This window comes from Maribacter polysiphoniae (genome assembly GCF_003148665.1).
Taxonomy (GTDB): domain Bacteria; phylum Bacteroidota; class Bacteroidia; order Flavobacteriales; family Flavobacteriaceae; genus Maribacter_A; species Maribacter_A polysiphoniae.
Genome location: NZ_QGGQ01000008.1, coordinates 24541 through 38847, shown reverse-complemented (window position 1 = coordinate 38847; position 14307 = coordinate 24541). Strand labels below are relative to the sequence as shown.

12 protein-coding genes are annotated in these 14307 nt (G+C 41.6%); 4 read left to right on the top strand and 8 right to left on the bottom strand.

The features are described 5' to 3' along the window. Window positions 1–16: 16 nt before the first annotated feature. A complete protein-coding gene (gene fbaA / locus LX92_RS15390; RefSeq protein ID WP_109652524.1) occupies window positions 17–1084 on the bottom strand; it encodes a class II fructose-bisphosphate aldolase in 1068 nt (355 codons plus the stop codon). A gap of 59 nt (window positions 1085–1143) precedes the next feature. Continuing rightward, window positions 1144–3756, bottom strand: coding sequence for a translocation and assembly module lipoprotein TamL (tamL, locus tag LX92_RS15385; protein ID WP_170117869.1), 2613 nt, complete (start codon window positions 3754–3756; stop codon window positions 1144–1146). Between the two features lie 93 nt (window positions 3757–3849). Between tamL and LX92_RS15380 the strand changes: the two genes are divergently transcribed. Then, the gene (locus LX92_RS15380; RefSeq protein ID WP_317047070.1) at window positions 3850–4509 is read left to right on the top strand and encodes an RNA methyltransferase; all 660 of its coding nucleotides are present in this window, start codon (window positions 3850–3852) and stop codon (window positions 4507–4509) included. Between the two features lie 53 nt (window positions 4510–4562). On the opposite strand, the gene porT is transcribed toward LX92_RS15380, so the two are convergent. Beyond that, window positions 4563–5258 carry a type IX secretion/gliding motility protein PorT/SprT gene (gene porT / locus LX92_RS15375; protein ID WP_109652521.1) on the bottom strand — a complete coding sequence of 232 codons (696 nt, stop codon included), beginning with the start codon at window positions 5256–5258 and terminating at the stop codon, window positions 4563–4565. Window positions 5259–5261: 3 nt separating this feature from the next. Beyond that, window positions 5262–5990, bottom strand: a complete 729-nt coding sequence (gene ubiE / locus LX92_RS15370) for a bifunctional demethylmenaquinone methyltransferase/2-methoxy-6-polyprenyl-1,4-benzoquinol methylase UbiE (protein WP_109652518.1) — start codon at window positions 5988–5990, stop codon at window positions 5262–5264. Window positions 5991–6205: 215 nt separating this feature from the next. Here ubiE and trkA point away from each other — a divergent pair, with 215 nt between their 5' ends. Both trkA and LX92_RS15360 read left to right on the top strand, forming a co-directional pair. Then, window positions 6206–7555 (top strand): Trk system potassium transporter TrkA, encoded by a 1350-nt coding sequence (gene trkA, locus LX92_RS15365; RefSeq protein ID WP_109652515.1) that lies wholly within the window; start codon window positions 6206–6208, stop codon window positions 7553–7555. 1 nt (window position 7556) lies between these two features. Then, a complete protein-coding gene (locus LX92_RS15360; protein ID WP_109652512.1) occupies window positions 7557–9047 on the top strand; it encodes a TrkH family potassium uptake protein in 1491 nt (496 codons plus the stop codon). A 45-nt stretch (window positions 9048–9092) separates the two neighbouring features. Here the strand turns inward: LX92_RS15360 and LX92_RS15355 are convergent, their stop codons facing one another. Next, window positions 9093–10277 (bottom strand): pyridoxal phosphate-dependent aminotransferase, encoded by a 1185-nt coding sequence (locus LX92_RS15355; RefSeq protein WP_109652509.1) that lies wholly within the window; start codon window positions 10275–10277, stop codon window positions 9093–9095. Window positions 10278–10290: 13 nt separating this feature from the next. Beyond that, window positions 10291–11394, bottom strand: a complete 1104-nt coding sequence (locus tag LX92_RS15350) for a fatty acid desaturase family protein (RefSeq protein WP_109652506.1) — start codon at window positions 11392–11394, stop codon at window positions 10291–10293. Between the two features lie 108 nt (window positions 11395–11502). Between LX92_RS15350 and rsmG the strand changes: the two genes are divergently transcribed. After that, entirely contained in the window at window positions 11503–12138 is a 636-nt protein-coding gene (rsmG, locus tag LX92_RS15345; protein WP_109652502.1) for a 16S rRNA (guanine(527)-N(7))-methyltransferase RsmG, read from the top strand. Window positions 12139–12142: 4 nt separating this feature from the next. On the opposite strand, the gene LX92_RS22925 is transcribed toward rsmG, so the two are convergent. Both LX92_RS22925 and pruA read right to left on the bottom strand, forming a co-directional pair. Further along, a complete protein-coding gene (locus tag LX92_RS22925) occupies window positions 12143–12274 on the bottom strand; it encodes a hypothetical protein (RefSeq protein ID WP_262509852.1) in 132 nt (43 codons plus the stop codon). Window positions 12275–12641: 367 nt separating this feature from the next. After that, entirely contained in the window at window positions 12642–14270 is a 1629-nt protein-coding gene (gene pruA / locus LX92_RS15340; RefSeq protein WP_109652500.1) for an L-glutamate gamma-semialdehyde dehydrogenase, read from the bottom strand. Window positions 14271–14307: the final 37 nt, after the last annotated feature.

The following is a 14307-nucleotide window of genomic DNA, read 5'->3' as shown; positions in this document are numbered from 1 at the left end:
TTGGGTTAAACTACTTTTATAAAGTATTTACATTGTTAAGGTCTTCGAACGCTTTTTTCAAACGGTCGATAAAGGTCTTTTCACCTGCGCGTAACCATACCCTTGGATCGTAATATTTTTTGTTGGGCTCATCGGGTCCATTAGGATTGCCAATCTGTGATTGTAGAAAATCCTTGTTGTCCTGGATATAATCCCTAACACCGGCTAAGAAGGCATATTGTAAATCGGTATCGATATTCATCTTGATAACACCGTAACCAATGGCTTCCCTGATTTCCTCTACTGTAGATCCAGAACCTCCGTGGAATACAAAGTCGATATGATTGTTTTCGACACCATATTTTTTAGTGATATACTCTTGGGAATTCTTAAGGATTTTCGGGGTTAATTTTACGTTACCAGGCTTGTATACACCATGTACGTTACCAAAAGCAGCTGCAATGGTAAATCTAGGACTTACTTTGGAAAGCTCTTCGTAAGCGTAAGCTACTTCTTCTGGTTGGGTGTATAATTTGGAATCATCAACATCGGAATTGTCAACACCATCTTCCTCACCACCTGTAATACCCAATTCTATTTCCAAGGTCATGCCCATCTTGCTCATTCTCTCAAGATATCCTTTGCACAATTCGATATTCTCCTCGATTGGCTCTTCGGAAAGGTCGATCATGTGTGAGCTGAACAATGGTTTACCTGTTTCTGCGAAGTGTTTTTCACTGGCATCCAACATACCGTCGATCCAAGGCAATAATTTTTTTGCACAGTGGTCTGTATGAAGAATAACAGTTGCCCCGTAGGCTTCTGCCATTTGATGAACGTGTTTGGCCCCGGCAACGGCACCAAGAACGGCAGCACGCTGGTTTTCGTTGGACAACCCTTTACCGGCGTTGAATTGAGCACCGCCATTTGAAAATTGTAAGATTACGGGAGAGTTTAAGGAAGCAGCGGTTTCAAGCACACCGTTGATGGTGTCAGAACCAATAACGTTTACTCCTGGAAGAGCAAATCCTTTATCCTTTGCATATTTGAAAATCTCCTGAACTTGGTCCCCAGTGGCTACACCAGGCTTAATATTATGGCCCATAATTGTTTGGCTTTAAATTTATTAAAAAAGTGAAGCACAAAAGTAAGAAATAATTAAGTTTAAAAGGGGTAGTTTATACCTATTTGTAGTACTGAATTTGCAAAATTATAGTCCCTGAACCATCTTTTCGAAATTTCTTCGGCTGGGTTATAGGTTTTAAAGCCCAAATCTACCCTGATTAAAAAATATGTGAAGTCATACCGAATGCCGAAACCAGTGCCTAAAGCTATATCGGCAAGCGAATCGACACCATTGAAGGTTTTGTCTGGGTCATCCTCACTGTCAAATACGTTCCATATATTACCTGCATCCGCAAAAAGGGCTCCTTTTATATCGCCCACCACAGGAAACCGATACTCAAGATTGAAGGCTAATTTTAGATTTGCCTCATTGAAATCATTGACTTCATTTGTTTTTCCAGGCCCGAGTGAATAGGGACTCCATGCTCTATTGTCGTTGGAGCCTCCTGCAAAATAACTTCGTACAAAAGGAATATTGTCCGAATTGCCATAAGGTACGGCTATGCCAAAGAAACTTCGAAACGCCAAAACCTTGGATTGTCTTAAATCCCAGTACTTGATATAATCGAATTCGGTTTTGATATATTGGGAATAGGGTACGTCAAAGACCAAAAGATCACCATCCTTCTCGTAAAATGGGATGACATACGAAAGTGCTGAGAGGAGATTGCCGGCGCTTTCGATTTTCCATCGAAAACGATGAAAACTATTATCGGTAATTCCGTTTTTGTTGTTTTTGTTAAAGGTGTAATTCGTAGCGAAAATGAGGTTGTTCTCTGTAAGCCGGTCCCTTCTTTCCTCAATGCTGCGTACGTCGTCATAATCATCACTTGTCGAAGAAACAGTGCCATCGATAATGGCTTGGGTAAATCCTGACGTACCAGAGGGGATGATCAAATTAGGGTCATCACTATCCGCACTGGTCTCAAAATAATCAGCGAGTTCAGGATAGGCATCGGGATCATCATAGGAATCCGCTATTTCATCCAAAAGTTCATAGGTATTTTCGTAAACATTGAAAAATCTATCCGGGTTCACATTGTTTACAAATTGGACATTTAGGAGTTCTAAACTGTGACGCCTTTGGTCGTTTGGTGTCCAATTATATCCCAGAACGGTGTTGAAGGTCTGTTTGTCAAGCCCAATGTTTTTTTGAAAACTAGTCCCTAGGGAGAGCCTTGTTTGGGGTAGGCTATAACTGGGTATTATCTTGCCGGTATTGACAAAAGGGAACCAGATCCTGGGAATGGTCAGGTTGATGTCGGCACCAAATTCCAACAGGTTGAAAAAACGGTTATCGGTGGCGGTAATGCTTTGGTCGTTCGATGAACCCACATTCAGCCTACCGGTTAAACTAAGGTTTTCTGCCCCTTTGAATAGATTTCTAGCCTGTAAGGATGGACTAAAGGCCAAACCTACTTGCTGAATGTTCGAGTGGGAGACATCCAAGTCCATTCCCAATGAGTATTTTGGTCGTTCGGTTAAATAAATGTTTGCGGTAAGCCCTGTTTGTGTACTATCGGTCTCAAAGGCTAAGGAAGGGTATTTGAAAACGTTCAGGTTGGTAATCTGCCGATAGGTCCTGGATCTGTTAACCTCCCTATAGATGCTGTCCTTTTCGAAAAAAATGGCATCACCTAAGGTTTTGGGTTTAAACCTCAATTTGTCCTTATAATGGATTGTATATCCGTCGTATTCGATGATTTTATTCCCATCCTCTTCCCCTTCGCCATCAAGTATGAAGTCGGTGTAGATGTTGATTTTTTTGAACTTCTCAATTTGATATTCCGAGGTGGTAATATCATTGTTGTTTCTGGTACGTAAATTATCGATATTAAGGTCGATACCCATACTCTGGTCGTCCCCGGATTTGGTTGAGTCCCTTGTAATGGCGTAGTTGATTGAGCTTTCCTGAAAATTACGGATTCCCGAATTACGAAAAATAGAGGTTAACCTTTTACGTTCATTCTCAAAGTTCACCAAATCAAATTGTTCCCCTTCCTTTATAAAGGATTGCGCCTTGTTCAAATGATAAATCGAGTCTACGGTTTTTGAGGAGATCTTGTTCGATATGGTGTCGATCATGTAGGGTTTGCCTAAAGTGATCTTATAGTCGACCCCAGCTCTTTTTTCCCGTTTAAGGGTGTCGATTTCATAGGTGGTGTTGTTATTGAAATATCCTTTACTGCTATAATAGGCCTTAAGTCTTTCCAGTGTTCTTCGAGTGTCGGAAGTGTCTATGACGGCTGGGGGTTCGCCGATATTCTTCAGCCATTCACTCATTCCTTTGACCAAGAAGGATTCCCCAAGTCTGACCACTTGTTTTTCCGATAGTAACTTGACCAACCGGTCTTTTCTTTTCTCCTTTTTATAGAGCCAATTTTGGAAGGAGGAATCCGGATTCTGTTTGGCAAGGTTATATAGATTCAATCGCAAGGGGTAACCCAACAATGTGCTATTGGGATTTTGAATGATAAGGCTTTGGATATCCTCATTGTTCACTTTTTCCCCATCGGCATAAATGGTGTTCTTTGTAAGGAGAAGTTCGTTTTCGTCAACACGTTTGAGTGCATTGCAGGAGGCAAGCACTATGGCAAAAAATAATAAGCTTATTTTAGCGCTCGGGTTATTAATACGAAATAATCTCCTCATAGAAATCAAAAATACATTATTTCAATGGTTGGTAAAAGCCAAATAAAGTTTATAAAAAGCTTACTGCAAAAAAAGTACCGAAACCAATATGGTATGTTCGTAGTGGAAGGGTTAAAGACGGTCCAAGAGCTCTTGGATTCCAATTTTGAAGCGCATATCATTTATACCGTCGGCGATGTACTTGACAACGCGGAACACATTAACACCGAGTTGGTTTCCGAACAAGAATTGAAACGATTGAGCAATCTCAAGAGTCCTAATAAGGTGTTGGGGGTTTTTAAATTCCCTAAAGAAAAACCCGTGGACCAGCAGGGTTGGGTTTTAGCCTTGGACGATGTTCGTGACCCAGGGAATTTGGGTACGATAATACGGTTATGTGATTGGTTTGGGATTCAACATTTAGCGTGCTCGAACAATACGGTCGATTGTTTTAATCCCAAAGTCTTACAGGCGACCATGGGTTCAATAACCCGGGTGAATATTGTTTATACCGATTTGGTGCAATTCATAAATGAATCATCATTGTCGGTTTATGGTACTTTTATGGATGGTGATAATGTGCATACCACCTCATTGCCCCAAAAAGGGATATTGGTGATGGGCAATGAAGCCAATGGGATATCGAGTGCCATTGAGGCCTTGGTCGAACATCGGATTAGTATTCCCCAGTTTGGTGACCAGCGTACCGAAAGTCTTAATGTGGCTACGGCGACGGCCATCTTCTTGAATGAGATCAAAAGAACAGGGAGCTAACCCATGCAACGATAGGAGGTTTGGGTTAAATAAGCTGTATGGGATGGACGGTGTTACTCAAAAGTAAAATTGATAAAGAGTCCGCGCGTACGCATCCCCGCTAAATTTCCCGTCCATGGACTGTCGGGGTCATTGTCAGGTACGAGTTCATCACTTATGGCAAAAACGCCCCTTATGGAAGGTGTAAATTTAAAATACTCCAAATAAAAATCGATACCGAATCCCAACTCGTAATTGTAGACCATTTTTTTCATTCTGAAGGTGCCCGCTGAATTGTCGTCCAAGCTATCTTCATTGCTGCCTAGGTTCATTGAGATTGAGGCGCCACCTATTAAAAAGGGCTTCCAGTTGCCAAGTCTTTTGGCACTTGCCTTTAAAAGTAAGGGAAAGTTGATGTAGGTCGATTTAACCTCCCTAATGGCATCGCTTTCCTCGGTAAAGCCAGGGAAACCCAAAGTCCTGGAATTGTACAGTAGGCCAGGTTCAAGGCGGACATCCAAAAACTCATTGAGGCGCAACTCCCCAATAAGTCCGACATTGAATCCAAACGATTTATCTACCAATATATGTTTGGCATCGTTCTTATAATCGAATTTAAAGTCGTACTGGTTAAAACCAAGAAAATATCCCCAGTTTAAAAGGGGTTCATCCTCATTCTCGAGGTTGATGATCGGATCTTCGTTAAACTGCGCCATTGCCGATTGACTTAAGCAGGTCAATACGATCAAGGCCACTACAATTTTCTTCATAGTTTATTTTGTGGCAATGTAAATAGATGCAACCCCAAAGGTTTGAGGTTTGTTCACTACATCTATAAACCCGATTTTACGTAAAATATTGTTGAACGCATCCCCATGTGGAAAAACTGATGCCGATTTGCTTAAATAAGCATAGGCTGAATCGTCTTTTGAAAAGATCCTTCCGATTTTAGGCAGTACGTATTTGGTATAAAAAGAATACCCTTGTTTATAGGGTGTTTTAGTGGGTACGGAGGTTTCCAAAACCACAAAGGTCGCTTTGGGCTTCAATACGCGGTAGATCTCGGCAAGGCCTTTTTCCAAGGTCTCGAAATTACGTACCCCAAAGGCGACGGTCACGGCATCGAAGGTATTGTCCTCAAAGGGTAGGTTTTCGCTATCCCCTTCGACCATTTCTATGGTTTGCGCCAACTTCCTCTCCAAGACCTTTTTCTTACCGACCTCCAGCATTCCTGGGGAGATATCGAGACCAATGATTTTTTTGGCACCTGTCTCTGCAAGGTTGATTGCCAAGTCCCCGGTTCCTGTGGCTATGTCCAATACCATTTCAGGTTTCTTTTTCTTTAGGATGGCGACTACCCGTTTTCTCCATTTTATATCGATCCCAAAGGATATAACCCGGTTTAAACCATCATAGTTTCCTGATATTTTATCGAACATTTGGGTTACCTGTTCTTTTTTTCCTAAATCTGAATCCTGATAAGGGGTTACTTTTTTGGTCATATAATGAATTTCGGCAAAGATACAACTTAGCCGATAGCTAAACTATTCATGTTATAAAATGAGGATGAACCTAAAAAATACGTAATTTTGTTGCGCATTTTATGGTGTATTCATCTAATGGACTGTTCAATAGGCGTCTTACTTCTTGTAATGTTTCTTTTTGTAACACAATTAAGATGTATTTGTCTTCGTTGTGAAATCAATATATTTAATCAATGAAAATTATTATTGCTGGTGCCGGCGAAGTGGGTTTTCACTTAGCCAAATTGCTCTCCTACGAATCTCAGAACATAACGCTGATAGATACGGAGAAAGAGAGTTTGATGTATGCCGATAACCATTTGGATATAAAGGTATTGCGTGGCGATGCCACGTCGATAGCGATATTGAAGGAAGCCGAGGTACATCAATCCGAACTGGTCATTGGGGTTACTTCATCCGAGACCACCAATATTACTTTTTGTATGTTGGCCAAACAATTGGGCTGTAAACGGACCATTGCGAGGATTTCGAATACGGAGTTCATACATCATAAGGATGTCATTCGTTTTTCCGAATTGGGAATAGATGAGCTGATTTCCCCTGAACAGTTGGCGGCTGAGGAAATTCAGCTTTTATTGAATAAATCGGCCTTTAATGATACCTACGAGTTTGAAGGTGGAAAATTGATCATGGTAGGGGTTTCCTTGCAAAAGAAAGCCTCTTTTGTGGGTAAAATGGTGAAAGAAGCCGCCCGAATATTCCCCGAACTCCATTTTATGCCTATCGCATTACAACGGTTGGGGACACAGTTCACAGTGATTCCACGTGGGGACACCGTTTTTAAGGAAGGTGACCAGGTCTATTTCATTACCACCATGGAAGGGGTAGACGAATTGTACAAGCTGACCAACAAGAAGAAAGAGGAAATCAGGAATGTCATGATCATGGGTGGAAGTAAAGTCGGCTTTAAGACCGCACGCGACCTTTGCGCCAAAAAATTCAACGTTAAACTTATTGAAAAAAACAAGGAAAAGGCTTTTGATTTGGCCGACGACCTTCCTAACGCATTGGTTATCAATGGGGATGGTAGGAATGTGGAATTATTAGAGGAGGAAAGTTTGGATTCCATGGATGCTTTCGTTGCCGTAACGGGTAATTCGGAAACCAATATCATGTCCTGTTTGGTGGCCAAGTCGAAACATATAAAAAAGACCATTGCCTTGGTTGAGAATATGGACTATTTTCAGCTTTCACACTCTATTGGTATCGATACGCTTATTAACAAAAAACTATTGGCGGCGAACAATATTTTTAGGCATATTCGTAAAGGGGAGGTGGTTGCATTGATGCGTCTCAATAATATCAATTCCGAGATATTGGAATTTAAGGTTAAACCCAAGTCAAGGGTTACCGGTAAGCTCATCCGCGATATAGACTTTCCAAGGGAAGCAACCATTGGTGGTGTCGTTAGGGGTGAGAAAGGGATAATAGCCCTTGGTGGATTTCAAATTCAGGAAGGTGATAGGGTAGTGGTTTGTTGCCTGCCGGAAGCTATTCCAAAAATCGAACGTTTATTCCTATAGTATGTCCTTGAACTCGAAAATCATATTCCATTTAATGGGAGTGTTGCTACTCTTCAATGGTTTGTTCATGCTCTTTGCTGCCATAATGAGTGGTGTTTATAGTGATGGTGCGACTCTGGATATTGCCTTGGCCTCGATTGTGACCATGTTCGCTGGGGTGAGCGCCATGTATTTTACCAGAAACCATAAAAAAGAGGTCAAACGTAAGGAAGGGTATATCATTGTAACCTTTGGTTGGATTGTGATGTCCATTTCCGGAATGTTGCCTTATTTATTTTCTGGGGCTATACCCGATGTTACCAATGCATTTTTTGAGACCATCTCAGGGTATACGACCACGGGAGCCACTATTTTGGATGATATTGAGGTTTTGCCTGAAGGAATTCTGGTATGGAGGAGTCTTACCCATTGGATTGGTGGAATGGGGATCATTGTTTTGGCTATAGCCATACTTCCGCTTTTGGGAATAGGGGGCATGCAATTATTCGCTGCGGAAGCCCCGGGCCCTAGTGCCGATAAGTTACATCCTAGGATTACCGATACCGCAAAACGGCTCTGGTATATCTATGTTGGGTATACGATTGCCGAAACCATATTGTTGAAGTTGGCAGGAATGTCGTTTTTCGACGCTCTGAACCATTCTTTGGCAACACTTTCAACCGGTGGATTTTCAACAAAAAATGCCAGTTTGGCCTATTGGAACGACCAACCTTTGATACAGTATATCGTCATTCTCTTTATGTTTTTGGCGGGAAGTAATTTCGTGCTTAGTTATTTTGCCTTCAAAGGAAAGGTAAGACGTGTGTTAATGGATGAGGAGTTTAGATTCTACACTGGTTTTATCGTAGTGTTCTCAATTATTGTTGGCTTGGTGGTCCTTTATAAGGCAAACGTTCCTGTATCGGAATATCACCCTATGCCGTATGGTGAGGTTGAAAGTTCTTTTCGGCATGCCCTTTTTCAGGTCGTTTCGGTGATTACGACAACCGGGTTTGTTACGGCCGATTTTACCAATTGGACCCCATTTGTCAAGGTCTTCTTTTTCGGATTGTTCTTTCTTGGGGGGTCTGCGGGATCTACGGCAGGGGGTATTAAGGTCATGCGCCACCTATTGATTATCAAAAATGGGTTATTGGAGTTTAAAAGAACCTTACATGCCAATGCGGTGATTCCCGTGCGATATAACAATAAAACCGTAAGGGAGCATATCGTTTACAATGTAATAGCCTTTTTTGTACTGTACATGTTACTGTTTATAATTGGTTCCTTGGGGTTGAGTTTCTTGGGGCTGGACTTTGAATCCTCGGTCGGGGGGGCCGCTTCCTCTTTGGGTAATGTGGGTCCTGCTTTGGGGTCCCTTCATCCGTTGAGCAATTTTAATGGATTGCCGATGTTGGGAAAATGGTGGTGCGGTTTTCTGATGCTTTTGGGAAGGTTGGAACTCTTTACCGTGCTGATTATATTGACACCCTATTTCTGGAAAGACATATAAAAAAAACCCGCGATTGCGGGTTTTTTTCTTTAAAAATAGGGTTGTTTACAATACTGCTTTTATTCTCGAAATGGCTTCTCTTAATTCCTTCTCGGAAGCGGCATAGGATATTCTTATACAGTTCGGGTTACCAAAAGCCTCCCCGGTTACGGTGGCAACATTGGCGTTTTCCAATAGGTATAACGCAAAATCAGATGCATTGTTGATTTTTGTACCCTTCATGGTTTTGCCAAAGTAGCTGGAAATATCAGGGAAAACATAAAAGGCACCTTCTGGGACGTTCAGTTTGAAACCTTCGATTTCCCCTAAAAGTCCAAGAATCAAATCCCTTCGTTTATGAAATTCGTCGATCATGAACTGTATTTTGCTCACAGGGGCTTCCAAGGCGGTAATCGTTGCCCTTTGGGCAATGGCATTGGCGCCACTCGTAATTTGTCCTTGAAACTTGGTACAGGCCTTGACAATCCATTCAGCAGCACCAATGTATCCGATTCTCCAACCTGTCATGGCAAATGCTTTCGATACCCCGTTTACGGTAATGGTACGATCGTACATGCCTTCAATACCCGCGATACTTACATGACCTCCCCTAAAGTTGATATGCTCGTAAATTTCATCGGATACCACGAAGATATTCGGATGTTTTTTTAAAACCTCGGCCAAACCTTTCAGTTCTTCCTTGTTATAAACCGATCCACTAGGGTTGCAGGGTGAGCTGAACCACATCATTTTGGTTTTTGGGGTAATGGCAGCCTCAAGTTGTTCGGGTGTCATCTTGAAATCCGTATCAATACTTGTAGGTACTTCAACAGGAACACCTTCGGCAAGTTTAACGATATCACTGTAACTAACCCAATAGGGTGCAGGTAAGATAACCTCGTCCCCTTTGTTCAACATGACCATGGCGATATTCGCCAAGGACTGTTTGGCTCCAGTGGAAACCACAATTTGGTTTAACCCATAATCAAGATTGTTGTCCCTCTTGAATTTGTTGGATATGGCCTGTTTCAAGTCGGCATAGCCATCAACGGGTGAATAACTACTGTAATTTTCGTCAATCGCTTTTTTGGCGGCATCCTTAATGAAATCAGGAATGTTGAAATCGGGTTCCCCCAAGCTCAATCCAATGATGTCTTTGCCTTGTCCTCTTAGCTCCCTGGCTTTCGCGGCCATGGCCAACGTGGCCGAAGTGGCCATGTTGTTAATTCGCTCGGATAAATGGTTGTTCATTTAGTGCTAAAATTTATTGAATCTGTAATTGGGGTTCTCTGCCCAATTCCTTCAAATGTTTGAAGTGCGAAATTATAGCTTTTCTTGTAGTTTTATATTCGTTGTAGGGTAAATTATATTCTTTTGCTGTTTGTTTAACAATTTTCGAAATATTTGTGTAATGTATATGGCTGATGTTCGGGAATATGTGGTGCTCAACCTGATGGTTAAGACCTCCCGTAAACCAGTTCACGATGCGGTTTTTGGTGCCGAAATTCACAGTAGTGAACAGTTGGTGTATCGCCCACGTGTTTTTCATTGTACCGTTCTCGTCGGGTAAAGGTGTTTCAGCTTCATCGACAACATGTGCCAATTGGAAGACAACACTTAGGATTACCCCGGCCACATAATGCATGATAAAGAAACCAAGTAATATTTTCCACCAGGCAATGTCTAAAATAAGCATAGGTAACACAATCCAAATCGTTACATAGATGGCTTTGGTAATCAGTAGGGTGCTCCAATTCACTACGGGACTGGGTAGTTTTCCGAAGGATAGTTTTCGCTTCATATAACGGTACATCTGCTGAAAATCAGTGGTGATGGCCCAGTTGAATGTTAGGAGTCCATAAAGGAAAATAGAATAGAAATGTTGGAATTTATGGTATTTACGCCATTCTGCATGTTTGGAAAAGCGCAAGATACGGCCTGCTTCCAAATCTTCGTCATGTTCAGGGATGTTCGTATAGGTGTGGTGCAATACATTATGTTGAACCTGCCAATTGTAGACATTTCCGGCAAGGATATATATACTTCCCCCCATTATCTTGTTGATCCATTTTTTGGAGGAATAGGAGCCGTGATTGCCATCGTGCATCACGTTCATGCCGACACCGGCCATTCCTATGCCCATGACAATCGTCAATAGCACATTGGCCCAATTGGGTAGGCCTAAGGTCAATATTAAAAAGTAAGGTGTAAGAAACAGGCCGAACATGACGATCGTTTTTAAATGTAAGCGCCAATCGCCTGTTTTTTTCTTATGGTTTTCCTTGAAATATTCGTTTACTCTTTTGTTTAAAGTTTTAAAAAATTGGGCGGAATCCTTTCTTGAGAATCGCACGGTCTTTGTATCCATTTGTTGTAAGCTTTATGTAAATATAAGGTATTGAAAGCAGATTAATAATATCCTTTTCGTTAATTGGGAATTCTTTATGTGCTATTTTTGCGAAATACAAAGATAGGAATGAAAGCTGAGATAGTATTTAAATATTTTCCCAATTTAACTGATAATCAACAATATCAGTTTAAAAAGCTCGAAGATTTGTACAAGGATTGGAACCTGAAAATCAATGTGGTTTCCCGAAAGGACATCGAAGAATTGTACTTGCGCCATGTTTTACACTCCCTGGGGATTGCCAGGATCCAAACGTTCAAACCCGGTAGTGAAATCTTGGATGTAGGTACCGGTGGAGGGTTTCCGGGAATACCTTTGGCCATACTTTTTCCTGAATCGAAATTCACTTTGGTAGATTCAATCGGTAAGAAGATCAAGGTTGTGGAGGAAGTTGTTGAAGGGTTGCAATTGGAGAATGTAACCCCTGTGAATAGCAGGGTTGAAGAGTTGGATAAACAGTTCGATTTTATCGTAAGTAGGGCAGTGGCCGTTATGCCGACCTTCGTACATTGGGTAAAAGGGAAAATTAAAAAGGAATCGGTGCACGACAGGCGTAACGGGATTCTTTATCTAAAGGGAGGTGATTTGACGGAAGAGCTTAAGAATTATAAAAGTGCCCAGACTTTTGAATTGTCCGATTATTTTACGGAAGACTTTTTTGAAACAAAAAAAATAGTCTATCTACCTATGAAATTCAAAGGTTGATCCTTTAGATTTGAAACATTGAATTAAACGAATATCTGCAGTTCTCTGCATATTTCTTCACATATTTCTGTACTCTATCCAAGTAGGTGAACATACTGGTTGTAGGGGTGTTCGAGTTGTTGTTATCTTTATTCATGTCTTGCTTTTTGGGTTCCTAAATGCTAAAACTTTACATTAAGTTAACGTTAAATTTACATAAAAATTGCTTGAATCACTAATTTAAGGGTGTTAAAGTATTTGTAACAAGTTGATTGGGGTGGTTTACCACGCGAATTGTATCCCTGCTTTTTTTCTTTGAAGTAAGTCCAATGTAAGGTCAAAATGGCGTTATAAAGTACAATACGGCATGCGATTGGAAAAATGGAATTTGCTGCCCGAAAATAGGGGTTGATATGCTGATTAAGGGTTTATTCCGTTAGCGTAATAGCTATATTGAATGCAAAAAAAGGCCCGTACTTTCCATGGGAAGATAGGGGCCGTATAAGGGATTAGGTTTTGTGTGCTTAACCTAAAAATGGATATCTGTAATCTTCTGGGGTTACAAATGTCTCTTTGATCAGTCTTGGGGATACCCATCGAAGCAGGTTCTGTGCCGATCCCGCCTTGTCATTGGTTCCTGAAGCTCGGGCACCACCAAAAGGTTGTTGGCCAACGACGGCACCTGTTGGTTTGTCATTGATATAGAAGTTGCCAGCACAATTCTGCAATGCTTTTGTGGCTTCGTCAATAGCGTAACGGTCTTGGGATAAGACAGCTCCTGTCAATGCATATTCCGATGTGGAATCGATCAGGTCAAGGGTTGCCGACCAGTCCTTATCATCATATACGTATATGGTTATTACCGGACCGAACAATTCGGTTTCCATTGTGGTATAATGGGGGTTGGTGGTCAATATCACCGTAGGTTCGATAAAGTAACCCGTTGATTTGTCATAATTGCCTCCAACAACAATCTCGGCATCCTTATCTTCTTTGGCTTGGTCAATATACTTTGCCAATTTGTCAAAAGAACCTTCGTGTATGACCGCAGTGATAAAATTGGTCATATCCTCGGGAGAACCCGGTTTATTGAATGATTGGACATCTTTTTTTACCAACTCCAGGATTTCCTTTGAGGTTGATTTTGGTAGGTATGCCCTAGAGGCGGCACTACATTTTTGACCTTGGAATTCAAAGGCGCCCCTGGTTATTGCCGTAGCTACTTGCTTTGGTTTTGCGGTAGGGTGGGCCAGGATAAAATCCTTGCCACCGGTTTCGCCTACAATTCTTGGGTAGGTCTTATAGGTGTGTATGTTGTTTCCTATTTGCTTCCAGAGTTCTTTGAAAACATGTGTGGAACCGGTAAAGTGTAGTCCGGCGAAATCCGCACTATCCAAAACGGTTTTGGAAATCATGACGGGATCACCGTAAACGACATTGATAACACCATCAGGGAGTCCTGCTTCCTTAAAGACATCTACGATTACCTTTGCGGAAAATATTTGGCTATCACTAGGTTTCCATACAACAACATTTCCCATCATTGCGGCACTGGCAGGTAAATTACCCGCAATCGCAGTAAAGTTGAATGGGGTAATGGCGTAAACAAATCCTTCTAGAGGACGGTATTCAACGCGGTTCCATATACCTTCTGCGGAATCAGGTTGTTCTTCATAGATTTGCGACATATATTCCACATTGAATCTTAGGAAATCTATGAGTTCGCAGGCGGCATCGATTTCTGCCTGGTGTATGTTTTTGGATTGGGCGATCATGGTAGCTGCATTGATTTTGGCCCTGTAGGGTCCGGCAATCAATTCCGCGGCTTTCATGAAAATTGCAGATCGCTGCTCCCAAGTTAGATTGGCCCAAGCCTTTCTGGATTCCAAGGCATTTTCAATGGCCTGGTCTACATGTTTCTTTTCCGCCAAATGATATTGTCCAACAATATGCTTGTGGTCATGTGGTGGTGAAATCGGTTTGGTGTTACCTGTTCTTATTTCTTGGTTGCCAATGTAGAAAGGAATGTCCTCATTGCCATTGAAGTATGCTTTATATTGGTCTAAAACTTCCTTTCTTTCCGGGCTGCCGGGAGAATAACTTTTAATCGGCTCATTGATAGCCGTTGGTACCTGAAAAAAACCTTTACCCATAGTTGTATCTTTTAAATTGAAAAACAGGCCAAAGGTA

What these genes read in the sequence shown, in the direction of transcription:
- LX92_RS15350 (WP_109652506.1), bottom strand. Translation starts at nt 11,394, where the DNA reads ATGGATACAAAGACCGTGCGATTCTCAAGAAAGGATTCCGCCCAATTT.
- LX92_RS22925 (WP_262509852.1), bottom strand. Translation starts at nt 12,274, where the DNA reads ATGAATAAAGATAACAACAACTCGAACACCCCTACAACCAGTATGTTC.
- ubiE (WP_109652518.1), bottom strand. Translation starts at nt 5,990, where the DNA reads ATGACCAAAAAAGTAACCCCTTATCAGGATTCAGATTTAGGAAAAAAA.
- fbaA (WP_109652524.1), bottom strand. Translation starts at nt 1,084, where the DNA reads ATGGGCCATAATATTAAGCCTGGTGTAGCCACTGGGGACCAAGTTCAG.
- pruA (WP_109652500.1), bottom strand. Translation starts at nt 14,270, where the DNA reads ATGGGTAAAGGTTTTTTTCAGGTACCAACGGCTATCAATGAGCCGATT.
- LX92_RS15380 (WP_317047070.1), top strand. Translation starts at nt 3,850, where the DNA reads ATGTTCGTAGTGGAAGGGTTAAAGACGGTCCAAGAGCTCTTGGATTCC.
- trkA (WP_109652515.1), top strand. Translation starts at nt 6,206, where the DNA reads ATGAAAATTATTATTGCTGGTGCCGGCGAAGTGGGTTTTCACTTAGCC.
- LX92_RS15360 (WP_109652512.1), top strand. Translation starts at nt 7,557, where the DNA reads ATGTCCTTGAACTCGAAAATCATATTCCATTTAATGGGAGTGTTGCTA.
- porT (WP_109652521.1), bottom strand. Translation starts at nt 5,258, where the DNA reads ATGAAGAAAATTGTAGTGGCCTTGATCGTATTGACCTGCTTAAGTCAA.
- rsmG (WP_109652502.1), top strand. Translation starts at nt 11,503, where the DNA reads ATGAAAGCTGAGATAGTATTTAAATATTTTCCCAATTTAACTGATAAT.
- LX92_RS15355 (WP_109652509.1), bottom strand. Translation starts at nt 10,277, where the DNA reads ATGAACAACCATTTATCCGAGCGAATTAACAACATGGCCACTTCGGCC.
- tamL (WP_170117869.1), bottom strand. Translation starts at nt 3,756, where the DNA reads ATGAGGAGATTATTTCGTATTAATAACCCGAGCGCTAAAATAAGCTTA.